Origin of the sequence: Seonamhaeicola sp., assembly GCF_028281565.1 — a bacterium.
Taxonomy (GTDB): Bacteria; Bacteroidota; Bacteroidia; order Flavobacteriales; family Flavobacteriaceae; genus Seonamhaeicola.
Window position 1 is genome coordinate 133,118 of the sequence record NZ_JANQJQ010000016.1, and the last position, 26,209, is coordinate 159,326.

The window sequence follows — 26,209 nt, forward strand, 5'->3', positions numbered from 1 at the left end:
AATTATGGCAACAACGTACCAAACACCCGGAGTTTACATAGAGGAAATTGTAAAGTTTCCCCCGTCGGTGGCTCAAGTAGAAACGGCTATTCCTGCCTTTATCGGCTATACGGAAAAAGCAACGAAAAAAGAAGATGGCGATTTAAATAATGTTCCTAAGCGCATTACTTCCATGCTGGAGTATGAAACCTATTTTGGGAATGCCCTGAAAGAAACGGACATCGCCGTTACAGTGGTAGATAGTGACGTGATAACCGTTACCGCACCACCTGAGGATAAAAGATCACCTTTTTTAATGTATTACTCCATGCAGATGTATTTTGCCAATGGTGGAGGCCCCTGTTACATTGTTTCAGTTGGTCAATATGGAGGGACGGTTGCTCCGGCAACATTAGTGAACCTTAATAATCTAAAGGCTGGCCTGGCTGCCATTAGAAAGGAAGATGAGCCAACGTTACTTCTTTTTCCGGATGCCACTTCATTATTGAGTGATGGTGATTTTTATGCCATTTATGGTGATGCTTTAACGCAATGTAATGAGTTACAGGATCGTTTTACAATAATTGATACCTATTCTGATGCGGAATATGAAGATGACACGTCCAATGACGTGGACCCGATAGCTGCCCTTAGAACTAAAATAAGCCTGGAAAAAGACTATCTGAAGTATGGTGCCGTTTATTATCCTTTTTTGGAAACCATTTTAGACTATGTCTATGATGACGCCCAGATAGATGTTACCCAGCAATCAACAAATCCCGATGATATTAAGCAAAAAGCACAGGATATTGCTGACGGCATTGATACCGGTGAATTTGACAGTGCTAAATTTGACACTTTGGAGGCTGAAATAACAGCCGTTTCAGGAGCCGATGCAGCCGAGACAAATACCCTGGCAGTGGCATTCGTTCCTGCAGTAAAAAGTAAGATCGATACTTTTAAAACCTTGGTGAAGGGTGTGGTTACCGATTTGGAATCGGTTGTTGCCCTGGGCAAGCTGCATAATGCAGATGCTGAAGCAAACCTTTTGGATACCTGGGCTACAGACGAGATGGAACAGGCCCACCTGGATTTGAGTAAGGCCATAGACAGGTTGAACCTGGATGATACGAAAACAAAGATTCTCAATGAGATCACTACCACAAAAGCTGCTATCGATGCTATTAAAACAAAGTTGGATACGTTGAAAGCTTCCGGAGAATTATTTAACCTTATTGGGGCTTTGCCGGGAGCCGGAGCGACTTCAACCACGGTTAAATTAGACACCCTGGAATCAGGTAATAACCAATTGTTCAATAGAATAAAAGCAGAAATAGGATTACTGCCGGTAAAATTACCACCAAGCACAACCATGGCAGGTGTATATGCCAGGGTTGATAGTGATCGTGGCGTATGGAAAGCCCCGGCAAATGTGGGATTAAGTTATGTAACCAAACCCTCTGTGGTGGTTTCCCATGAAGACCAAAAGGATTATAATGTAGATAAAGTAGCCGGTAAATCTGTAAACGCTATCAGGACCTTTACCGGTAAAGGTGTACTTGTCTGGGGGGCCAGAACTCTGGCCGGAAATGATCTGGAATGGCGTTATGTATCTGTACGACGCTTTTTTAATATGGCCGAAGAGTCCATTAAAAAAGCAACCGAACAATTCGTTTTTGAACCGAATGACAGGAATACCTGGGTTCGCGTTAAGGCCATGATCAACAATTTCCTCACTTTACAATGGCGCGCAGGAGCCCTGGCGGGTCCAACCCCAGAAAAAGCCTTCTACGTGAGTGTAGGCCTGGGAGAAACCATGACGGCACTTGACATTCTGGAAGGAAATATGATCATTGAAATTGGGCTGGCTGTAGTAAGACCGGCGGAATTTATTGTATTAAAATTCTCTCATAAAATGCAAGAAGTATAACTAAACGATTCAGTAATTAAAAATCACAAAAATCATGGCAACAGCATATGCATTACCAAAATTCCATTTTAAGGTCACTTTTGGAGATACCGAATTTAATTGCACCGAAGTTTCCGGACTCGATTTCGAAAGAGAGATCATAGAGTACCGGGGCGGTGCCGATAACGAATATCATAAAACAAAACAGCCTGGTTTGGCCAAGTATAGTAATATTACGATAAAGCGCGGAACCTTTGCTGATAAGAGCAAAGAGTTTTATAGCCAATGGGTTAAAACCGTTTATTTTCAGGAAGGTGAAGAAGAATTCCGTGGCGATTTAACCATTAGTATGCTCGACGAAAAACACGAGGCTGTAGTTAGTTGGAAGGCAGAACGGGCTTATATAACCAAGATACAGTCCACAGATCTGAAGGCTGATGGGAACGAGATCGCCATTGAAACTGCAGAATTTGTTCACGAAAAACTGTCCTTATTATAATGGCATCCTATTATCCACCTGTAGGCTTTCACTTTAGGGTTGAATTTCCTTCGAATATCGAAGGAGCGGATACAACCAATGATTTTCAATTTCAATCGGTTTCCGGTCTTTCAGTAGATATGGAAACCGAAGAGATTGCCGAAGGTGGAGAGAACCGGTTTAAACATCGCATTCCGGTAAGAACCAAATATCCTAATCTGGTTTTAAAAAGAGGCATGATGGTTAATTCCGGTCTGATAGAATGGTGTAGAAAAGCACTGGAAAATTTCGAGATCGTTCCTGTTGATATCATTGTCAAGTTACTCAATGAAAAGCACGAACCCTTGCAAAGTTGGAATGTGATTCATGCCTACCCGGTAAAATGGGATGTTGGAGACTTTAATGCCGAAGAGAACAAACTCGTCATTGAAACACTTGAATTATCGTATAACTATTTCAAAATTTTAAGCTAATGCCCATAGAGATCAAGGAATTGCACATAAAGATCAATGTTGATGAAGGGGCTAATCGTGGCAACAATGCCTCCGAAGGCGGAGCATCGGCTACTTCAAAAGCCGATATTATTGCTACCTGCATTGAAGAGGTTATGTACATTTTGGAAAAACAGAAACAACGCTAGTAATGTATCATTATGAGTGAAGGGAAATTACAAAAGCTGGTTATCCGCTGTTTTAAGGATGAAAAATTTAAGGAGGAGATCACCGATCTGAAATATACGGCGCTGCTAAACCCTGAAAAATACTCACAAACCTTTAAAACAGAGTACAAAAAAGAGCAGGCCTCCGGTAATAGTGCCACGGATCCGAAGTTTACACGATCGCTGCCTACCGATCTGGATTTTGAATTCCTCTTTGATAGAACCGGGGTTATTGTGCACTATGGCGATGACCCTGAAGCCAGTGACGATGACATTGTGTATAAAGACCAGGGCAATGGTATCATTGATGATATTGAGAATTTCAAGAAAGCGGTTTTCGATTATAATGGCGATAAGCATAAACCCAATTATTTATTGGTATGCTGGGGAAATTTGGCGTTTAAAGGGATTTTAACCGAACTAAATATCGAATACAAGCTTTTCAAGCCGGATGGAACACCCATCAGAGCTATAGCCAAAGTAAAGTTCATTTCCCATAAGGAGGCGGAAAGGAGAGCTGCGGAAGAAAACAATCAATCGCCTGATCTCACACATTATCGCAAGGTTAAAGAAGGGGATACCCTCGCACTGATGACACATAGGATCTACGGTGATTCCAAGTATTACCTGGAGGTAGCCAGAGCTAATAATATTATCAATTTCAGAAAGTTGACACCGGGACAGGAATTAATCTTTCCGCCGTTAAAAAAGACATCTTAAATGAACAATAGCGATATCATACAAACCTCAAAAAGTGCTGATCTCATTACCCATAAGATACTGATCGAAGGGGATGAGCTTTCAAACATCTATCAGGTTAAGAGTATTGTTGTTAACAGAGAAGTAAACAGGATACCCTCGGCACAGATCGTGTTGATCGATGGCGAAGCTGCGGTGCGCGATTTTAAATTGAGCAATGAAGCTTTTCTGATTCCGGGCAAAGAAGTTGAAATAACCGCTGGATACCATTCTGATGAAGAAACCATTTTTAAAGGCATTGTTATCAGGCATAATTTAAGGATCCGGGAAAACAGCTCCCAGCTTATTATTGAATGCAAGGATGAAGCCGTAAAGATGACCATTGGCAGGAAGAGCAAATACTTTTACGATAGTAAAGACAGTGACATCTTCGAGCAGTTAATAGGGGATTATGGCCTTTCGAAGGAAGTAGAGGCCACAACACATACGCATCAGGAGCTTGTACAATACAATGCTTCCGATTGGGATTTTATGATCTCCAGGGCCCAGGCCAACGGCAAACTGTGTTTTATAGACGACGGAAAAGTAACCGTTGCCAAGCCTAATGTAGAGCAACCTGAGATTGAGACTGTGACTTTTGGTGCCACCCTTCTGGATTTTGACGCCGAGATCGATGCACGTCATCAGGTCCAAAAGGTGTCTTCCTATGGATGGAATCACGCAGACCAGGAATTGCTGGAAATTGAAGGGACTGATCCGGGCGTGTCACTAAACGGGAATTTGTCGAATGCCGATCTGAATGCTGTGATCGGGTTGGAGAATTTGGAATTACGACATGGCGGTGCTATAACCGATGCGGAATTACAGGAATGGGCTAACGGTAAGTGGTTGTTTCAACAATTGGCAAAAGTACGTGGCAGGGTACGGTTTCAGGGTATTCCTGCTGTAAAACCTAATACCATTTTAAAGTTGGAAGGAGTAGGTGACCGCTTTAACGGTAAAGCCTACGTTACCGCCATACAACATACGATTACAGAAGGAAACTGGACCGTAAATGCACAGTTTGGATTAAACCCCGAATGGTTTTCCGAAACCTTCGATATTAGTGCCCAGCCTGCTTCGGGCCTGTTACCGGCTATTAACGGTTTACAGGTAGGGATCGTTTCACAACTCCAGGATGATCCCGATGGAGAAGACCGTATTTTAGTACAGATCCCCATAATTGATAACGAGGAGCAGGGTATCTGGTGCCGGGTAGCGTCTCTGGATGCAGGAGATAGCCGGGGCGCCTTTTTTCGTCCTGAAATTGAAGATGAGGTTATTGTAGGTTTTATAAATGAAGACCCCAACGAAGCTGTGGTCCTGGGCATGTTGCACAGTAGTGCAAAACCGGCCCCCATTACAGCCGCCGATGACAATCATGAAAAGGGCTTTGTGACCAGAAGCGAAATGAAGATCCTGTTTGATGACGATAAAAAGACACTGAATATATCGACCCCTGTGGGGAAGAAAATTTCACTCGATGAAGATGCCGGAACCATTGTTATAGAAGATGATCATTCCAATAAGATCACTCTGGACAGTAATGGCATCCTTATGGAAAGCCAGGGGAATATAGATTTAAAGGCATCAGGAGATGTCAATATAGAAGGAACAAATGTTAATCTTAAAGCCAGTGCCTCATTTAAAGCGGAGGGATCGGCAGGCGCCGAAGTTTCAACATCAGCTACTGCCATTTTAAAGGGATCGCTGGTACAAATAAATTAAAGTATGGGAGCACCTGCAGCGCGAATATCCGATATGCATGTTTGTCCAATGGTAACCGTTTTGGTTCCCCATGTAGGCGGTCCTATTTCTTTGGGAGAAGCTACGGTATTAATAGGTAATATGCCGGCAGCCAGGGTAGGTGATATGGCGGTATGTGTCGGCCCCCCGGATTCTATCGTGGCGGGATCAGGAACTGTATTTATAGGAGGCATGCCTGCCGCAAGAATGGGAGATTCAACAGCTCACGGCGGAACCATTGTTTCAGGATTACCAACCGTATTAATAGGATAGCATGGAATACAAACAATCATTTTTAGGTACCGGATGGGGCTTTCCCCCGGAATTTGACAGATCACAAAAGGCTTTGAAAACGATCTCGGATGAAGTCGATATCAAGAGCAGTCTTCATATCCTGCTAAGTACCAGGCTGGGGGAGCGCGTGATGCTGCCCGATTATGGCTGTAACCTGGATGAGCTTATGTTTGAAAATTTAAATCGCACCTTGATCACCTATGTTGTTGAGCTTATAAAAACGGCCATTCTGTATCATGAGCCCAGGATCGATGTTATAAAGATTGATATTTCCGAAACAGACCCGCTTGAAGGGATGTTGCACATAGCCATCGAATACCTTATAAGGGCTACAAACTCAAGACATAATGTGGTGTTCCCATTCTATAAAGAGGAAGGCACAAACATTATAGTGTAAACAAATATGTATGAGCAACTGCAATGACATAGATACTATTTTAAGGCGAAACGGAACCGACCAGCCGCAGCGCTTTTTGGCCGATCTGGATCCGCAGAATCTGGAACTTCATGATTTTGATATAGAAGATTGGATATTATTTACTTACAATTTCGCCCAACATGTCAATTATTTTGATGTTACTGACGATGCAGCAGCTTTTGATAACTGGCAGGATCTTTTCAATTATTTTGAGCTTTCCGGCAGTAGTATCCCGCTCAGGAACAGTTACAAGTATAAAAAGATCAAAGCATCCATTAAGCAGACTATTGCCCAATATAAGACAGATGGTAATCTCACACCACATTTAACGCTTTTTATTTGTTTTTTACACCTGTTGGAAGCATCCAAAAAACGCTTTAACAGCCTGACTAAAAGACATCTGGACTTCTATTATAATGAAGTATTAAAGGTTAAAAGGAATGATCCAGCACCGGATCAGGTGCACGTTATTTTCGAGTTAGCTAAAAAAAGCCTTGAGCAGCAAATTGTAGCTGATACCGCCTTAAACGGAAACAAGGATAAGCAGGGCAACCAGATGATCTACAAGACCGGCGAAGAACTTATTGTCAACAAAACCAGTGTAGCCGCCTTAAAGAGTGTTTATAATGATATTGATTTAAAGGAATTAAAGGTGAGTCAGGTGGCCAATACACTTGATGGTTTTGAAGAGCCCTTACCAGAAGAGAACCCCTATTGGTGGCCGTTTGCGTATACTTCAAAAGAACAGGGTTTTACAGCTTTGCCAGATGCCATGCTGGGGTTTGCCCTGGCTTCACCCATGTTCAATTTAAAGGAGGGACTAAGAACAGTACAGATAACTATTGATTTCAAGTCGGATGCATCTTCAGATCTAAGCAAATTCCCGGCCCCTAAAATAATAGAGATCATATCCCTTTACGGCAGTGGTTCCGAAGGTTGGATAGAGCTGCCGCCACTTGCCGAAAGTATCACGGTGACCCACAAGGATAATTCCGAAGCAACCTATCAAACGTCAAGCGATAAAAAAGACACTTTAAGCCTTGCTTTTCAACTCGATAAGGATATTGAGGGGCTTTCACATTACAACCCTGAAATTCTGGGGGACAGCTATAATACGGGATTTCCTGTCGTACGTTTTGTTATGGATACAAAACATGAAGCAGCTTATGACTTTTACAGAGCCCTGGTAAACAGGATTGTTACGAATATTTCAATAACCGTGGATGTCATGGATGCCAAATTATTGAGTATTGAAAACGATTTTGGGGTATTAAATCCGGGCAAACCTTTTTACCCTTTTACTACCCAACCTATAAAAGGGTCTAACTTTTTTATAGATCATGCAGAACCGTTCTCAAAAGCATGGGATAGTTTAAATATCAACCTCCTTTGGAAAAACACACCTGATATTGGATTTGATGAATGGTATGGTGCTTACACCAATCCGCCTGATGATGCATCCTATTTTAAGGTCACCACCTGGCTAATGCATAAAGGGGTATGGCAGGAGGATCATGATGCCCAGGAGCTTTTTGCTGTTCTGAAAGACCCTGATACAGGAGACCCGGCAGGGTATGAATGTAATATTAAAATTGATAATAGTGGTGATACTTATAACGGTGCTGATACCGCCGGGCCCGTAAAGCTATCACTGCTCAATTCTTTTTTCCATGAGCAATTCTCAAGTACGTATGCCAGGGCCCTGATCAGCCTTGCAAATGATATAACTTCAGACGATAAAGATATCCCCAATGAACCCTATACACCGCTGGTTGAAAGTATATCATTGGATTATACCGCACAGGAATCTAGGACCGTTGTATCACAAACCTTACCTATAGATGAAACCACGCCCCTGGAACCTGAAAATAGTCTTAGTGCTTATAATAAAAACAGGTTGCAATTATTTCATATACAGGACTTTGGGATGGATGAAGTGCATAATCACTTAAATGTGGTGAAACAGGAGAAAGGCATAAAAGACCGGTATGATACAAACACTGTTAATACCCATATATTTCCTAAGTTCTGTGAAGGCGGCTCCCTCTTTATCGGTTTAAAAGATGCCAGGCCGCTGCAATCCGTTTCATTGCTTGTACAGGTATTGGAGGGGAGTGAAAATCCGTTGGTAGAGACTTTTAAGGATAATGAAGCTATAGACTGGGCTGTGTTATGTGATAACAAATGGAAGAGCCTGAAAGATGATATTTTGACCAATACCACTCACAATTTTTTAGTTTCGGGAATTGTTAAATTTAATATCCCCAGGGAAGCCACGGACACCAATACACGATTCCCAAAAGGTTATATATGGATACGGGCCAGAATGCATAAGGACTATGATGCTGTTTGTAAGGTAATCAATATCCATGCACAGGCTGTTCAGGCAGCGTTTGAAAACAATGGTAACGAATTGTCCCAATTGGAAAACGGATTGGTATCCGGGACTATCAAAAAGCTTATAACACGTATTCCGCAGATAAAATCGGTATCCCAACCCTATAACTCCTTTGATGGCGTCCCCAAAGAATCTGATGCTGCTTTTTACAGGCGGATCAGTGAGCGATTAAGACATAAGAACAGGGCGATAAGCCTTTGGGACTATGAGCATTTGATCCTTCAGAAATTTCCCGATATCTATAAGGCCAAATGTTTAAATCACACCTACGATCATCACTTTCTTTCTGCCGGGCATGTAACAGTTGTTGTCATTCCCGATACGGTAAACAAAAATGTCTTCGATATCTATCAACCTAGAGTAAGCCAGGGATTGATAAGTAAAGTAAAAGCCTATATCAACAGTTTAAACACCATGCATGTTACAGCAGATATTGTTAACCCCGATTATGAAGAAGTGAAGGTCATACTGGAGGTGCAGTTTCATGAAGGCTATGATGCCAGTTTTTATTCGAAACAAATGGATCAGGATATTATAAAATTCCTGTCCCCATGGGCTTTTGACGACGCTAAAAAAATTGCCTTTGGTGTAGAACTGCATAAAAGTGTTCTGATAGACTATCTTGAAAAACTCGAGTATGTGGATTACCTGCAAAATGTAAGGCTGGAAAAGGATGGTCAACCTGTAAATAACAGTGTGGCACCATCAAGCCCCAGGGCTATTTTGGTTTCGGCAAAGACGCATACTATTAGTACTGACTTAGAAAATTGCAAAGGGGAAAAACCTAAAACGCTTGAAGAATGTCCGTCATAAATAAACATATAAGTATACCAAAACATGTGGCTTCAGGAAATGATCTGGATTACTATTATTTACGAGAAGCCGGCATCAGGTACATTGAGCAGTTGGGTAACCGACTATGGACAGATTACAATTCACATGATCCCGGGATAACCATCCTGGAAATGCTCTGTTATGCTATTACCGATCTTGGTATGCGTATGGATATGCCTGTTAATGATCTGCTTGCTTCCGATGACCCGGGTAAGAGCCTTAACAGCCAGTTTTACAAGGCCTCCGAAATATTTCCCTCTAAGCCTGTTACTCCTTTGGATTACAGAAAGCTCTTTATCGACATAGACGGCGTTAAGAATTGCTGGCTTACAAAGTTTGAGAAAACCGTTTATGTGGATTGTAAAAATGATAAACTATCCTATAATGAGGCAGATTTTAGTGCTACACATGCGGCATTCAAAAAAGAATTTATTCTCAACGGTTTGTACAACATATTGGTCGATTTTGATGAACTGGATGCAGGTCAGACAAAAGACGAGATCTTTTCCAAAATAAGGGAAGCCTATCACGCTAACCGGAACCTTTGTGAAGACCTTATAGAGATTGATGAAGTAACCGAACAAAAAGTGGCGGTTTGCGCCAGTATAGAGGTGGAACCCGAAGCCGACGAAGAAATGGTGCACGCTAAGGTTTTGAATGCTATTGAAGACTATTTCTCACCCGCATTGCGGTTCTATTCCATTACCGAAATGCTGGATAAACAATATACACCGGATCAGATATTTGACGGGCCGCTTTTGGAGCATGGATTTATAGATACGGAAGCACTTAAAAACGCTGAATTAAGAACAGAAGTCCGTTTATCCGATATCATGAAAATAATCATGAATATTGAAGGCGTGAAGCTGATAAAAGACATTTCAATAGGGCATTGTGATGCTTCGAAGGATCTGAAAAATGACTGGGTAATATGCATTGATAAACACAAAAAACCGGCCCTTTGTAATACCAGGACCTTTAGTTATCATAAAGGCGTTTTGCCCTTAAATATTAATCATGATCAGGTAGCCAAATACCAAAAAGAACTCAAAGCTGAAGAGGAGGATCTACAGAGTAATGCAAAAAATGACAAAGTTCTGGAGTTCCCCAATGGACGTCATCGGGCTCCGGATACCTACACCACCATAATGAATGATTTTCCGGATACTTATGGTATAGGGCAGGAGGGCTTAACTGCCAGGGCAACCACCCAAAGAAAATCCCAGGCAAAGCAATTGAAAGCTTACCTCCTGTTTTTCGATAAGATCCTGGCCAGTTACTTTAAACACCTTGCAAAAGTAAAAGACTTACTGTCTATAAATGGAACAGAAACCAAAACCTTTTTTACACAGGCGATAAAGGATGTACGCGGTTTTGAAGATTTAGTAAAGAACTATGATAGCGACGATGACGATAATCTTACCGAATTATTATTCGAACAATTGGATAATAGCATAGAGCGCAGAAATGACATGCTGGATCACTTGTTGGCACGTTTTGCCGAAAAGTTCGGAGAATATGCCTTCCTGATGAAGATCTTATATGGTAAGGTGGCTGACGATATCGTTTTATCTAACAAGGAGTCTTTTCTGGGCGATTATATTGCCATAAGTTCCCAGCGGGGCTGTGCCTTTAATTATTATAAACAAACACCCGAAAAGCTTTGGGATACCAACAATATTTCAGGGGTACAAAAGCGTATATCCCGGCTGATGGGCTTAAAAGATTACAACCGGCGACATCTTTCTTCGTCTTACGTTGAGATCTATAAACCCACTCCTGCCGAAGAAAAATACAGATGGCGGATAAAAGATGACCATGGAAATATTATCCTGTCTGCTACCACACATTATCCTGCTCCGGAAGTAGCTTCACGCGAACTGTACTTTTCCGTATTGCAAATTATACAAACCAGTGAAAAAGCTATTGAAGATGCCTTCGAAGTAGGGGTGTCCGAGGGGACTGTTATCGAAAATTTAAGGATCCAACAATTACCTACCGGCGAATATTTCTTTGATGTCATTGACCCTCAAAAGGATCCTGGGCATGTGGATTATATCGTGGCCAAGCAGTTTAGTTATTACGGTACCCCTGAGGCATTGGAGGATGCGATACTAAGCATTATTGAATTTATGAAATACCGGTTCACCGAGGAAGGGATCTTTCTGGTGGAACACATTTTATTACGGCCCGATGTGAACCAGAGCGCATCAGGTGTCTTTATGCCAATTTGTACCAATGATTGCAAGGACGATTGTTTCATTGATCCCTATTCATATAGGGTAAGTATAGTCCTGCCGGGATACACCTTTAGGTTTTCAAATCCGGATTTCAGGAATTATATGGAGACTATCATTAAAGAAGAATTACCAGCTCATGTATTACCCAGGATTTGCTGGGTAGGACACAGAAAAGGGGAGGTGGACGATGATAAAAATGACCTGTTATGCTTTGAAGATGCCTATAAGGCATACCTGCTTGAAAAAACAAAACTGGAACAGGAACAACCGGAAAACCAGATAAAAACACTCCTGACCGCTTTGTCAAAATTAAACAGCGTCTATCCAACCGGACGATTACTGGATTGTGCTGATGAAAGCGATGATCTGAGAGGACGAATCATATTAGGAAGAACCAATTTAGGAACACTTTAAAACATAATGCCATGAGTACTAAGCTACATACTATAACGACGCAGTATAGAAAATTCAATACAAATCAGGTATTAACAGAAAGCCAACTCAATGAGTTTTTAGATTATTTTGAAGACCAGGACCATTTATCCCGAATTGGTCTTAGCGGTGTTGGTCTGGTATGTGGCTTTAAGGTCACGTACAACGCATTGCTTAAAACAATAAAGATCACTCAGGGCTATGGTGTAACAACAGATGGCGATCTGTTGACACTGCTAAATCCTTCAGGAACCGATGCTGGCGAGCGTAGCAGTATTTTAAAATCGATCGACCTGTTGTATAAAACCTATACGCATTTTAAGGTCTACCAAAGTGATAAGGTCAAGTATAAGCCCTTCTTTTATTCCGGCGATAACCAAATAGAACTTTGGGAATTACAGACCGAAGCTGAAATTGCCGAAGGTGATACCTCCTATAGTAAACTGGAACTCCTGGATAACCTTGAGGATAAGGTGGTACTTTTATATTTGGAGAACTATTCGAAGGAAGGCGATCTGTGTACCGAGATTACCTGTGACAACCAGGGAATCGATCAGGTAGCCCGGCTTAAGGTATTGCTTGTATCAACGTTGAATGCCCGATATATTGCAGGCCTGGACCCTATATACAACGCACACGACTGGTACGATTCGTATCTTCAATTACCTGTAGTTAGTGCCAGGCGGGTGATATTGAACTGCGAAAATACCAAAACCTTTAAATCACTAAAACAAAATTACTTCAATGCCATAAAATCTAACCTGACATTGCCCGATCTTAAACTGGGCTACGATGTGATCTTTTCGAAATTCAACAGGCCCGGCATATCATCTAAGATAACGGCTATTTTCAATATGAATTCCAATAGCGTGCCACTGGATTTTCAATACCGCTATGATGTGTTAAAGGATCTTATTGATACCTACAACGATATTAAAGACCTGTTGCTTCATATTAATGTCCATTGTTGTCCCGATATCGGGTCATTCCCAAAACACCTTATGCTTGGGAAACTTGAAGAAACGGAAGATTATTTGTCCTTACGGCATCGGTTTTATAAATCACCGATCATTGGACATGAAGACCATAATTACAAATGTGTCTTAAGTCTTTTGAACAGGGCCGAGGCACTGGTGAATAATTATTTGAATAAGAACAAATCCCAGATCATCAAGATCACACCCTCCCAGGCATTTGGAGACCTGGAACATAAGGCCATACCCTTTTATTACAATGTAAATGATACACTCATAGACTCCTGGAGTTATAACCGGTATACCAACTTCAGTCAAAAGCATAATTTGAGCTATCACACTACAAACCTGGCACCGGTTGCTCCTGTGCAGCGACCGCTGGAGTATAATATGGATAATAATAATTTCTATCGGATAGAAGGCCACCAGGGAAAACCATACCGGGAAGCCCTGGAGGACGTATTGAAGCTTAAAAAACAATACGGGCTGAACTTCGATGTGAAAGTATTGTCCGTAAACCCCGTAGAAGAGGAAATCGACCTGAACGATTATAAGTGTGAATTTGAGGACCTGAGTGTGTTATTAAAGGCCTGGACCGTAGAACAGGAATGTATACTGGCAAGCATCACCAAGTTCTTTGCGGGGCTTAGCACTAAAGAGGTTGGGAAGCATGTCAAGGAAGCCGAGTATGTGGGACGAATGCATCACTTTTTTCCAATAACCGAAGCGGAGCCTAAAGAGGAAAAGACACTTGATAAATCTTCTAAAACGAAGTATCGTTATCGCAGGAATGTAGTTAAGGACAATGTTGGGGAGGAAGATCATACTATTGGGAAATATATGAAGCTCGCCTTTGAAAAGAATAAAGGCGGTTCTGCAAATGATATTAAGCATACAGCCAAAATTCTGATAGACCAGGATGTTAATACATCAGCCTGGGCTGAGCATGGCAATACAAAGAATTTCCTGTACAACACTGTGGAGTTGATTGGCCTGACCGCTGTTTTGACCGAGAAGGCGCCGCAAAGTTTATTCGATTTGGATGCCTTAAGGCTTTCGGAGTATGAATTGTCATTGAAAGACGTATGTGCCCTGGTTAAAAAGTTACAGGCTACTTACCAAAGCATTGCCATGGAAGATGACTTGAAACAAGTGCTGGGTATGCTCATCAACCAGCTATCCGTGGTTTGTTGTTCCGAAAAGAAATTAAAAATCTTATTTGAAGAAATAAAAATAAGAAAGCAAAGGATATTGTTAAAAATTCAGTTGTGCCCTTATGTAAAATACCATCCGGGATTGGAACATCTGGCGGGTGTTATGATTGGGGGCACCTTTATCATGGTGTACCTGGCCGAAGCTGAATCCGTTAAAGATATCTTTGAAAAGGTAAGCCTGGATCTCGAATTTTTAACGCAGCCTGCTCAGGCAACCAATCATTTGAAATTAGATAGTGGCCATATCAGGGTCTTTAATGATGAACGGATCAGTGTTGATTTTGCCTTTGCATCCGGGTTTAAAGCGATCTCCAAAAGATATCGGAACAGATTGGTTCAAATTGGCGAAACCCTTGAAGAAACGGTTCAGAATTTAGCCGAATTCCTTAATTATACCTGGCGGGTTGCGGGAGCTTCCAAATATTGTCTGGCAGAGGCTAAAGGTAATTTTTTGCGTATAAGCCTAAGTAATAAATCCATAAAAAGGGATGAGAACTACGTTTATTTCAAAAACCCTAAGCTCGTTGGGACCGATGATAAGATATTTTTTGAGACCAATCGTATTGTTAGTAGTAATGTTACTAAGAAAAATACGGTCATTGCCGATTTTGCCTTACCTTATATGTGCTGTTCAGACTGTGCCCCGGTTAACTTTATCATTCCAAAAGAACCGGTATTTTTAAGCCTGCCCGAACCACACATTTGTCTTCATGAGACTACCGTGCCGATTCTGTTTGTGGTCTCTCCGAAAAATGCCATTGTTAAAGCCCTGGTAGATGACGGCCTTAATGGTGGTGTTACCACCAATGAACATGGGCAATTTGTTTTTGATGCCCGTTTGGTAAGCCCTGAATTATATGGTACGCTTATTAGGTTTACAGTTAATGACGAAGAAACCGATTGTAAGATTACGGTTTACGACAGCCCCGACCTGTTGGTATCAACAGACATACAATACAACCAGGGTAAAACCAGAGCCACAGTACGATTCAGAGTCCTGGGTGACATTCCGGACGATATTGTATTCAGTTGGGATCTTGGTAATGGCACCACGCTTGACGAAAAACCGGATGCCAATGGCGTATTCACTTATATCTATAACCTGCCGGTCAACGATAGTAATATTGTTAAGCCTGTATTGACCATCAGCAATGGTTTCTGTGATGACATTATAACCATTGAGGAAATTGAATTCGAAAAGCCTGTTGATGTCAACTTAAGGATCAGGGAACATACCTGTATTGACACAACAAGCACAGTAGATGTTATTATTCCGTTTACGAATTTAAGTCCGGTTGATGGCACCATAAAAATAGTGAATGCACCTGTTGCCGGTATGAGTATTGTAAACAATGAACTCGTTATCAAGCCTGGTACATTTGTAAACTTTAATACAGCCGTTTCGTTTACCGTAAACGATCTGCCAACCACGGCGGCTATTACTGTTTCTCCTGTACTGGAAATTGAAATTATAGAAGATAAAGGATCGTTCTTCTGGAAGGATGATCAATTATTCCACAGTTATTTCTTTGGATCTAAAATACCGGCAAATCCTAATGCCACCAATTTAGACTTTGAATGGATCATTAATGAGGTTGTTGTTGGTACCGATAAGAACCTACAGACCAACCTGTTAATTAAGGAAGGGGAGAATCCGTTTGTAGTGACGCTTAACGTCACAGACCCTAAGGGCTGTACGGCTACAGAGACCGTTGTGGTCACCATTAAACACCCTATTTTCTCACTTGGTTTACCATTTAACAGGTTAAACTATTGTACCGATGATAACGGTTCTTACAAAATTTCTGTGAAGCCGGTAATTAGGGGTACTATTGTTACAGGCCCGGGATTGAAGTTTGATGCCCAGGGCAATGCCCTATTGGTTCCTTCGGCTATCGGACCGGCATTTGGTAATACGCCCTCCTATAGTGTAGCAGGAAAAGAACTGCTTAAGATCGTGCTGCATCAACCAGCCAAGGCCCGATTTACCCCCATTCAGCAGGGCAATAAGATCATCCTTAGAAATGACTCTACAGGAAATATTAAATCGTCTAAATGGTTCTTTAACAATAAGACCAAGCTGCTTAATGGTAAAAAGAATTTCACCATTGACCTGCAACCAAACGGTCCTGTTGAATGGGTATTTAAACTAGAGGTCACAAACGATCGTTGTGGTACCAGTAGTACGAACAACATTCCATTTGTTGCTATTGTTTCCAATGACGTTTGTATGGAAGAGACTACTGTGAGAATTAAGAAGGATCAGGGAGGATTAGACCCTAATACGGATCTCCCCGGTAATTTAAGAACTACCGTTTTAGCTGCTACGATAAGACTATATAAACAAGTATTATCCAACCCTGGACCATTCCTGGAAGGTGAAAACAATGAAAAGCTATTGGAGTTATTCCAAACATTGACCAATAGAACATTTAATGCGATAGCCACAAATCAGGATGGTTTTGTTATAAACGAACTGTCCAAGCTTTATAGCGCTCAGATAAAACTGTTCTATAATATCATTCATTGTCAGCCGCATGCCGTCTTGACTGCCGATAAAACTAAAATAACACCTGTCAGTGCATTATTTGCCATACAGTTTAAGCGATTGAGAGAGGCCGGCAAAAAATTCGATCCTAATAATGATCTCAAAAAGTATCTCAATGCCTACATAGCGGATGCCAGAATCATTAAGTACGTTGCTACTGCTATTAAAAATCAATTAATCCCGCAAATACCTTAATGTATAGTGACGATACACATATCATCAACAAGGTTTTTCTTGACGTAAACACCGGGAATAAGAAGGTGGCGTATGAGATCAAGGATAATATCAGTGCGTTTTTGAGTAAGAACCTGTTTCCTTATCTCGAGAATTATTTTGATTCCTTGGAAGGCAAATTAGCATCCGGAATCCTTCAAATACCCAGCCTTTCGGTGGAGATCAATGTATCCGGTCAAAACAGTATTTCCCAGATGGGAGCTGTTGTTGGGGAGCAATTTGTAGAGGATTTTCAGAAAGTGCTTAATAGCTCTAAAAGTCATGGTCAGGACGTCCTTTATCTGAATAGGGAAGCACGTGATTTAAGATCGTTACTGGTCTTTCTGGAGAAAGGCATAAACCCATGGTGGCAGACTTCCGGTGATGTCATGGTATTTGATACCCCGGAGCTTAAAGCTGTCGTCAAGGTTGGAAATTTCGGATTTGAGTTCAGGCAATTAATTAATAGACCTGCTGTACGGGAAAGGCTCATAAACCAGTTTTCGGATGACCAGATTTACCTGATGTTGCATCATGGTTTCAATGATGTTCCGGAAACTGAATCGCTTCTAATTTTAAGTTCGGAACTGCCGGTTAAAATGAAACCCCTGAACCCATATTACAGGAAACAGGTTTGGAAAATGATCATCGATTTTCTTATAAGAAATGACATCTCAAAACTAAGGGCTGAGACTGGAAGGCTTATATATTTGGTGAAAGACCACAAGGATACAAGCTTGTATGAATCTCTTAAAGAGATCACCTTGTTAATGATTAAGAGCCTAAAAGGCCAGGGCACTCAGGATATGCATGCTATTTTTAATGTATCATCCGCCGGCAGCGAAAGACAAACCCCGGATCCTGATACTGATAATGGTTCGGATACGATAAACCCTGTTGATAGTTCTAATAATAGAGAAGGAACAAATAGGTTGCAAGAAGCTCATGCCTGCGACCCGGATAAGGTTGATAGCTTAGAGTTGATAGTGCCTCTCGGTATTTCCGGAGATAAGGATGCAGACCTGTTACTGCCGGGTGAAACCTCTGGTTCTGATTTAGATACGGTGAAGGCTTTTGGCATTAATGACCCAAAAGCATTGCCACAAGACCAGACAGCGGATTCTGATGATTTTGTATTGGAACTGGATAATTATTGGGAAACGGAAAAGGACAAAGACTATTATTTTGCTAATGCGGGACTTATCCTGTTGCATCCTTTTTTAAAGCATTTTTTCGATAATTGTGGGCTTTTGGATGACAATGACGGTATTAATAATAAGGAATTAGCCAGCCATTTGCTGCATTATGTTGCGACGAAACAGGAATGCCAACTTGAAAGCCAAATGGTCTTTGAGAAATTTGTTTGTGGTATCCCAATACATCAGTCAATTCGCAGGGATATCCGATTCAGTAAAAAACAAAAGGCAGAGACCGAAGCACTTTTGGAAGCTGTAATTACTAGCTGGGGTGCCTTGAAAAACACATCTCCGGATTTGTTACGTCGTGAATTTTTACAACGCCCCGGTAAGCTCATCTTAAAAGGAGCCAATCCCAAACTTATCATAGAGCGCAAAGTACAGGACATACTATTGGACAGATTACCATGGAATATTAGCCTTGTTAAGCTACCATGGATAGACAAATTAATATTTACAGATTGGTAACTCAAATTTTAGATTATGAAATGAGCCATAATAACTTAATGGTAATACCCACCAAAATGCGTTGCATTGAGCTTGTCGAAATCTTTAATGGCGAATTACATCTGACATATGAAAACAATAAAATTTAAACAGATGAAAAGAATTTATTTGGCCATACCCGTTGCACTTGCGCTTGCTATGGCATATTATGAAAAGCTGGGAGTGATCACACTCAAGGAAATGGACGAGATAGACCTAAGCACCTTAATGTTTGTATTTCCGGTTATACTGGCATTGGTTGAGCGTTTTAACGAATTGATCGTTGTCAAAAAAAAGAATGACCCTAACCTGACAGCGGATTCACTTAATGAGATCGTTAAATCGAATTTTAACGGGGCGGTAATGGCCTCCTTTTCAATCGGTATTTTATTAGCCATTGCCGGTTTCAGGATCCTGGAATATTTTATTGACCCACCCGCATCATATGCCTATGAATTTGGAGGGTTCTTATTCCGGTTTTTGGATTGTGTCCTTACGGCTGCAGTAATAGCAGGTGGTGCCGATGGATGGCATCAGATCGTTGCGCTCATAACCGATAAGACAAAGAATCAACGTAAAGAGGCCAAGGCCGAACTAGAGGGAAAAACATCATGAGAAGGCGCTACAGAAAACCGAAACCATTGCCTCCCGCTACGGGCGATCCCTTTTTCAAACCTTTGGTACAACAAAAACTAAAGGTAGGGCAACCGGGAGATAAATATGAGCGGGAAGCCGATGTCATGGCCGATCAGGTTGTAAATCGAACAGGAGAACAGGGAACTATTCAGAAAATGGAAGGTACGGAAGACGAACTACAACAAAAACCATTGGCAGCCTCAGTAACACCATTGATACAGCGTATGGAAACTACTGAAGAAGAAAATGTCCAGGCGAAATGTGATGATTGTGAAAAGGAAGAAACGGTTCAGAAAATGGCTGAGGAAGAAGAACCTGTTCAGAAAATGGAAGAAGAGGAGGATGCGGTGCAAATGATGGAGGAAGAGGAGGCCGTACAGGCAAGGTCCAATAACCCTAATCCTTCGCCTTCCATAGAACCCGGTTTAAGGCGCAGTAAAGGCCGTGGTTCCAAATTGTCGGGTGACGCCAAATCCCAAATGGAACAGGGCTTTGGTGCTGATTTTAGTCATATTAATATCCATACCGATAGTGAAGCGGTTCAAATGAGTCAGGAGCTTGGGGCTCAGGCATTTACTTATGGCAATGATGTGTATTTTAATACCGGAAAATACGATCCTAACTCTAAAGAAGGCAAGCATTTACTGGCACATGAGTTAACCCATACTATACAGCAGGAAGGAAGCATCAGAAAAAAAGAGGATCCCTCTGAAGCCTTGCCAGTACAACAAAACCCATTGGTTGGTCTAAAACGGGGGGATGGCCTTGTATTCGGGACCTGGCATTTAAGGCCACGGGTTAAGATTTTACAGCAAAAGCTTAATGAGAAAATGGGGTCAAGGTTGAAAATTGATGGTATGTTTGGACCCAATACCGGTGAAATTTTGAGAGGCTACAAAGCCATTGAGGGCTCTGAAATGACGAGTAACCTCTTTGCTACAGCTCAATCCCATGATGGTGATGAGGTGCAACAGGCTGGGTTTGAAAAGACTGGTGACGGACTTGAGGTGGTCGACCGGAAAACGGCAGATTCTTTGATGGGGGCCAGATCACAAAGAGAAGTACCCCTTCTGGATGATGATACCATGTTCGTGCTTAGCCCGCCACCCGTGGTGTGTCAGGGAGACTCGTTAGTTTGCTGGGCAGCTGCTGGAGCATCCTGGCTTAATGCTACAAAAATTTTGCCTGGCGCAACCAGGGATTCCCTCATCATAAGGTTTGGACATTGTATTTGCGATGATGGCAGCCTGCCTGAAAAATTTGTTTCCGAAGTATATGGCGAATTAGGCATAGGCTTGTTTGATGTTGCCAATTTTGATTATGAATTCTTAAAAAGTAACCTCAAAAGTCATGGACATATCATACTGATAATTGGTGGTAATATTGGTCATGCTGTTGTAGCCTATGGGGTTGGTGTGAGCGATACGGGTACGCCTGATAGAGATTTCTATAGCATTTTTGACCCTATCGACTGTAAGTATCACAACCACCGCTTTGGAGACCAGGACGTCGTACAGATTGGGAAAAGAGCACAGCTTGGTCCTCGCGCCGTCTGTGCGGATGTAGATGTGGAGTGTGGATGACATTAAAGTGCCATAAAAAGAAAAACAACTAAAAATTAAACCCATGAAAGCATTATTTGAAAACCTCTTTTTGTACGAAATCATACTGCTCTTTTTAGGAGTAATATTTTTCCTGTTGTTATGTGCCATGTTGTATCGTAATTACACCAGCGATAAACCCTTTACAGGGCTTTTGAAATTTTTCCTGCTTCCAATCATTATGATAGCCTATCCCAGTATTAAGTCGGTCCAGATTGGTGACTGGAAGCTTGAAATGGAACGGGCTAAGGTAGCCGTGTCTTCCAATCCTGAGGATAATCTGGCTATAAAACAATTGACCGAGATAACAGAGAAACTTCAAAAACGAGCTAAAACGCCTGAGGATATATTGTCTATAGGGCAGGCGAAATTCTTATTGGGAGATAGTAAGGAGGCCATAAAATTTGCTGATGAGGCTATTACTGTATCTCTCGAAAACGCTGATAATCCTAAAGACAAAGTCATTAAAGAAAGTGCTACACAATTAAAACAACTTGCAAATTTTCAGCAAGAGGTTAAAAATGGACGGGATACACATTTGCTACAGGAAGGGGTAGCCGAAATGGAGGTAATTGATCCCAATAGTCGTTTGTATATCGAGAACAAATTTAAGATTAATGAAGGGCTGGGGTATTGAAATAGAGAAGTAATAGAGTTATAATTAATGTTTGCGGCTAAGCACATAAAAAAATCATCAGGACATTCGTCAACACAACATACGAACAAGACTGGTACGCCTTTTATTCAACCTAAACTGAATTTTGGCCAGGCCGGAGATCAATACGAGCTTGAAGCCGATAAGGTGGCCGATCAGATTGTGGCCGGAAAGGAAGCATTGAGCCCTTCATTTTTTAGTCCTGTTGCAAACATTCAGAAGATGACCGAGGAAGACATCCAGCAAAAAGAGGAGGAGCAGCTCCAGCAAAAAGAAGATGAGAATTTTCTTCAAAAACAATCTGTCGGGTCAGGTGATCCGGGAGATACGACCTCATTGGAAACCGGTCTGAATAATTCAAAAGGTTCCGGCAGCCGGCTGTCCGATGGTACCCGTAGTGAGATGGAGTCCGGTTTTGGTGCCAATTTCAGTGATGTAAGGGTACATACCGATTCTAATGCCGTTCAAATGAGCAAGAGTATAGGCGCTCAGGCGTTTACCCATGGTAATGATATTTATTTCAATGAGGGAAAATATAACCCTGGTAGTGATTCCGGAAAACATTTATTGGCACATGAACTCACGCATACCGTACAACAGGGAGCGTCATCGGTGCAACCGAAAATGATTCAAAAGGATGATGACGATAACCCGCCGGAAATACCACAAACCGGAAGTAATTATGATTTTACCTCCAGCCCTCCTAAAATTTATATAGATAATTTACCAATCCCGGCTTTTAAAAGCGCTTTTATGTCCGCCTCCGGGAACTTTAGAGCAAGGGAGTTTAGCGGCTCAGGACGTTCAGGGGACAATGATGCTAACCAGGCAGGTGTTTGGAATACTATTAGTAGTGAAGGGGCCCATGGAAAACTATTAACTGGTGGTATCCAGGATGATCATTTATATGGTATTTCAACCCGGGTCAGCTCAGGAGGGAGAAATAAAAGTTTTGAAAGAAATGGTGATGCCGGACTTCTTGCAGAAAACTTAAAAGTTCCTTTCTGGGATGATGAATCCGGGGTAAAGGAATATTATCAGATTGATCATATGCAGGAACTTCAACTCAAAGGCTGGCCCAGAGTAAGAACGGCAGGGCTTATTGATAATCTTCACTTACTTTCGAATGAAGCGAACAGAACTTCCGGAACCACAATTTTAGATAGTGTAAATACATCTATAAAAGACCTTGTTAGGACAGATCAACCTCTTAAAGATGCAGTTGCTGCTCAGGGTATCAATGTAAATAGGATTAACAATACCCTGGCAAATACAATTAAGTCCCGTTTTGATATTCATTACAGGAGTTTTACTACGACTTCAGACCCTCCTAATTTAAAGACCTGGAATAAGGGGCAGGTTCAGTCCGGAGACCATATTGATAAACTATTATCCAGACAAAAAGGTCGGGGAGCGATTAATTTTTATGATTTCCAGGATCCTAATCCTTCTCCGTCTTTGCCATTCGATCCACATCCTTCAAATTTAAACCTTGAAGGCCGGATGGGATCAAGTTCAAGCTATGTCCTTTATTGGGGAGATAATTTGGGGAATAGGACCAAATTGGCCTGGAATGACCCTAACACTATAACACAACAGGCTTCAACAAATTTATTTAACCCCAGACTAACCATGCATGGCAAATTTTTCAATGTAGAGACCATGCAATTTGATCCGGCAGTTAACGAGGGAAGAAAGGGGCATCTAAGGGGCAAACCATTTAAGTTCAGAACTAGGGATGGTAGTAGACAATTATTAATGTTGCCTGAATATTTCAACTGGCCAATTTATAAAATGCCCGGAACCACATACGCTGGCTTCTTGAAGTCGAGTGATCTTAAAGACTTTCTTAATAATACTCAAGCAGAGTTTGAATTATTAAGCCCATTCAGTATTGACAGTATTCTTTTTACTGAGTCTGGTCTTAGAGCACGGGGTACACTGTTACCTTCGGTACCTTTTATCTCCAGGGCAAATATTGAGATTGTCATTACGGAAGATGATGTCATACTACAGAAAGTATTTTCAAGTGGAGATTTGGACATGCCAGCCCCATTTAATATTTCAGATGTAAGCCTAACATTAGGTTATGGCCTCCGTAGAGGTTTCTTAATTGGTGGTCGGGTTAACTTTGGGATCGATAATGTAGGGGATGGTTATATTGGAGCAATAGCTTCTACTCGTGGTGGTTTTGAACTGGAGGGCGCTTTTAATTTTGATTCCGAACTCTTTGATCCGGCCCAAATAAATGTAGAATATAAAGATAATATATGGACCATTGGAGGGGAGATCGGTATCCCTGAAGGCAAGATAAGAGGTGTTAAAAATGCTACTATTACAGCGTCTTACAGTGAGAACAATTTTACGGCAACAGGAACTGCCGAACTTGACATACCGGGTATAGAGCGTGGTACCATGACCGTTAATTATGGAGATCAGGGCTTCTCCATTAGTGGGGACTTTGATCTGAGCTCTGATATACCGGGAATCCGTAGTGGAAACGTGGCTGCGACCATATCCAGACAAAATGGAGAAGAAGGTTACAACGTCATGGTTTCCGGAACCGCGCAGCCGGATATTCCGGGAATTGACACCTCTCTGACAGTTACTTATGATAACGGAGCCTTGACTATTGAAGGCACCGCAGCCTATGCCCGAGGTATGTTGTCCGGTACTGTCCGTATAGGGGCCACAAATCGTGCTATTGGTGATGATGGCCAGCCTAATGGAGATCCCGATGATACCATGCGTGTGTATGGCGGTGGTAGTTTAACGTTACGTCTAACACCCTGGCTGGAGGCTACGGCAGGCGTGAATTTCCTTCCTAATGGCGAAATTGAGGTTACCGGGCGTATTGGATTACCAAGTACCGTTGATGTATTCGACAGGCGATCCTTCGATAGGAACCTGTTCAATATTCCGGCTATTGAAATACCCATATTTGCCATTCCATTAGGTCCTAGAAGTATTGGACTGGTTGCCAGAATTACTGGCGGACTGGACTTTTCAGCCGGTTTTGGTCCGGGGCAATTAAGAGACCTTTATGCACAGGTAACCTATAACCCGGACAGGGAAGATGAAACCACCATTTCCGGGCATGGCGAATTTGTTATTCCGGCCGATGCCGGCCTTACTTTAAGAGGTGATCTAGGGTTGGGCGTAAGTGTTGGTTTTGCCAGCCTAACGGGAGGCATCGAGTTGGCAGGTACTTTAGGATTGGAAGGAGAAGCTGCAGCGGAAGTAGATGTTAACTGGAGCCCGCAAACAGGTCTGGCTTTAGATGCCGAAGGCAGAATTACGGTGAACCCGAAATTCCAGTTTGATATCAATGCGTTTGCAAGAGCCAGCCTGGATCTTTGGTTGATCTCCCTTTCTGAAACATGGCGCTATAATCTGGCATCCTTCTCATGGGGGCCTGATATCCAATTTGGAATTGTATTCCCTATTCATTACCGCGAAGGACTACCATTTGATATATCGTTTGATGATTTACAGGTTATTTATCCCGATATCGATGTGGTGAATATGGCTAAAGGGCTGGCCCGTGATATAAAAGATAATATTTTCGATTAAATACAAGAGACCATGATGACACAAGAAGAACAATTGAATAACGAAGGTGTGAAGCATTTCTTAAATGGTGAATTTAAAGATGCAAAGGTCAAGTACGACCAGGCTTTGGAAGTGAAGCCTGACTATGCTACCGCTTTGAACAACCTGGGCATGCTTTGGCTACAGGAAAAGGAGTTTGAAAAAGCCGCTACCTGTTTTGAGAAAGCTAATAACACATCGGAAAATGCCACTTACATACTTAACCTGGGGCATGCCTATGCTAACCGGAATATGATAAAACAGGCAGAAGATTGCTATCGTAAAAGTATTGAACTTGATCCCAATAAACTGATAGCCTGGAAAAGCCTGGCCGCTTTATACCAGGCACAAAAACGGTTTGTCGATTCAGCTACTATATGGAACACCATCATTGAAAATTACAGCCGTGATCCCGAATATAAGATTCAATTAGCCAAAGACCTCATAAACCTCAAAGAGTTTAATAATGCATTGGCAGTACTTCATGATGCCGCTAACTATGACAAGAATATAGAGGTTACCTGCTACTACATAGCATTAGTTCATTTTAATAACAGGAATTTCGGATTGGCCCTGGATGCCATAAATAAAAGTATGGTGGTTCGGCCCGATGAGAATAGGTTCAGACTGTTGGCCGCTTCTATTTACCTGGGGCTTGGCCAATTAGATAGAGCAATGATGCAATGGGATCATATATTGCATATGGAAGCCGATAATCATAAAGTCAGAACTGACAAAGCGGTCGCTTTGTTATCTCATAATTATAAAGACAAAGCCCTTAAGGAACTGGATTATGTCCTTTTAAGGGATAAGGATAATATTAAAGCCAGATTCTACAAGGCATTAACGCTCATTGAAATGAAAGCTAGAATGGATGAAGCGAGAAAGATTCTTGAGCTTTTGGCAGGCGGGGAGCATGCTTTTACAGCCAGGGTTGAACAATTGTTACAAACACTAAGATCATAGAAACA

Annotated in this window: 17 protein-coding genes; all 17 read left to right on the forward strand. The window is 41.8% G+C overall.

The window, feature by feature from the left end:
• Positions 1-4: 4 nt before the first annotated feature.
• The 17 genes from Q0983_RS08430 (at position 5) to Q0983_RS08510 (ending at position 26,204) form a co-directional block, all read left to right on the forward strand.
• Entirely contained in the window at positions 5-1,909 is a 1,905-nt protein-coding gene (locus Q0983_RS08430) for a phage tail sheath C-terminal domain-containing protein (RefSeq protein WP_299551311.1), read from the forward strand.
• 34 nt (positions 1,910-1,943) lie between these two features.
• The gene (locus Q0983_RS08435; RefSeq protein ID WP_299551314.1) at positions 1,944-2,387 is read left to right on the forward strand and encodes a phage tail protein; all 444 of its coding nucleotides are present in this window, start codon (positions 1,944-1,946) and stop codon (positions 2,385-2,387) included.
• Positions 2,387-2,839, forward strand: coding sequence for a phage tail protein (locus Q0983_RS08440; protein WP_299551317.1), 453 nt, complete (start codon positions 2,387-2,389; stop codon positions 2,837-2,839). Before Q0983_RS08435 ends, Q0983_RS08440 begins: the two co-directional genes overlap by 1 nt.
• Positions 2,839-3,006: a DUF5908 family protein gene (locus Q0983_RS08445; RefSeq protein ID WP_299551320.1), complete on the forward strand. Its 168-nt coding sequence runs from the start codon at positions 2,839-2,841 to the stop codon at positions 3,004-3,006. Before Q0983_RS08440 ends, Q0983_RS08445 begins: the two co-directional genes overlap by 1 nt.
• A 12-nt stretch (positions 3,007-3,018) precedes the next feature.
• On the forward strand, positions 3,019-3,744 hold the full coding sequence (locus Q0983_RS08450; protein ID WP_299551323.1) for a LysM peptidoglycan-binding domain-containing protein: 726 nt from the start codon (positions 3,019-3,021) through the stop codon (positions 3,742-3,744).
• Positions 3,745-5,490 (forward strand): type VI secretion system tip protein VgrG, encoded by a 1,746-nt coding sequence (gene vgrG, locus Q0983_RS08455; protein ID WP_299551325.1) that lies wholly within the window; start codon positions 3,745-3,747, stop codon positions 5,488-5,490. It abuts the gene before it with no gap.
• A 3-nt stretch (positions 5,491-5,493) separates the two neighbouring features.
• A complete protein-coding gene (locus Q0983_RS08460) occupies positions 5,494-5,781 on the forward strand; it encodes a PAAR domain-containing protein (RefSeq protein ID WP_299551328.1) in 288 nt (95 codons plus the stop codon).
• A 1-nt stretch (position 5,782) separates the two neighbouring features.
• Positions 5,783-6,199, forward strand: a complete 417-nt coding sequence (locus Q0983_RS08465) for a GPW/gp25 family protein (protein WP_299551331.1) — start codon at positions 5,783-5,785, stop codon at positions 6,197-6,199.
• Positions 6,200-6,209: 10 nt separating this feature from the next.
• The gene (locus tag Q0983_RS08470) at positions 6,210-9,431 is read left to right on the forward strand and encodes a baseplate J/gp47 family protein (RefSeq protein ID WP_299551334.1); all 3,222 of its coding nucleotides are present in this window, start codon (positions 6,210-6,212) and stop codon (positions 9,429-9,431) included.
• Positions 9,419-12,106, forward strand: coding sequence for a hypothetical protein (locus tag Q0983_RS08475; RefSeq protein WP_299551337.1), 2,688 nt, complete (start codon positions 9,419-9,421; stop codon positions 12,104-12,106). Before Q0983_RS08470 ends, Q0983_RS08475 begins: the two co-directional genes overlap by 13 nt.
• Positions 12,107-12,117: 11 nt before the next feature.
• Positions 12,118-17,055, forward strand: coding sequence for a hypothetical protein (locus tag Q0983_RS08480; protein ID WP_299551340.1), 4,938 nt, complete (start codon positions 12,118-12,120; stop codon positions 17,053-17,055).
• Positions 17,055-18,737, forward strand: coding sequence for a contractile injection system tape measure protein (locus Q0983_RS08485; protein WP_299551343.1), 1,683 nt, complete (start codon positions 17,055-17,057; stop codon positions 18,735-18,737). The genes Q0983_RS08480 and Q0983_RS08485 overlap by 1 nt, the downstream gene beginning before the upstream one ends.
• A gap of 132 nt (positions 18,738-18,869) precedes the next feature.
• Positions 18,870-19,370 (forward strand): hypothetical protein, encoded by a 501-nt coding sequence (locus tag Q0983_RS08490; RefSeq protein ID WP_299551346.1) that lies wholly within the window; start codon positions 18,870-18,872, stop codon positions 19,368-19,370.
• Positions 19,367-20,974, forward strand: coding sequence for a DUF4157 domain-containing protein (locus Q0983_RS08495; RefSeq protein WP_299551349.1), 1,608 nt, complete (start codon positions 19,367-19,369; stop codon positions 20,972-20,974). The genes Q0983_RS08490 and Q0983_RS08495 overlap by 4 nt, the downstream gene beginning before the upstream one ends.
• 43 nt (positions 20,975-21,017) lie before the next feature.
• Positions 21,018-21,629, forward strand: coding sequence for a hypothetical protein (locus Q0983_RS08500; protein WP_299551351.1), 612 nt, complete (start codon positions 21,018-21,020; stop codon positions 21,627-21,629).
• A gap of 27 nt (positions 21,630-21,656) precedes the next feature.
• A complete protein-coding gene (locus Q0983_RS08505; protein ID WP_299551354.1) occupies positions 21,657-25,220 on the forward strand; it encodes a DUF4157 domain-containing protein in 3,564 nt (1,187 codons plus the stop codon).
• Between the two features lie 12 nt (positions 25,221-25,232).
• Entirely contained in the window at positions 25,233-26,204 is a 972-nt protein-coding gene (locus tag Q0983_RS08510; RefSeq protein ID WP_299551356.1) for a tetratricopeptide repeat protein, read from the forward strand.
• Positions 26,205-26,209: the final 5 nt, after the last annotated feature.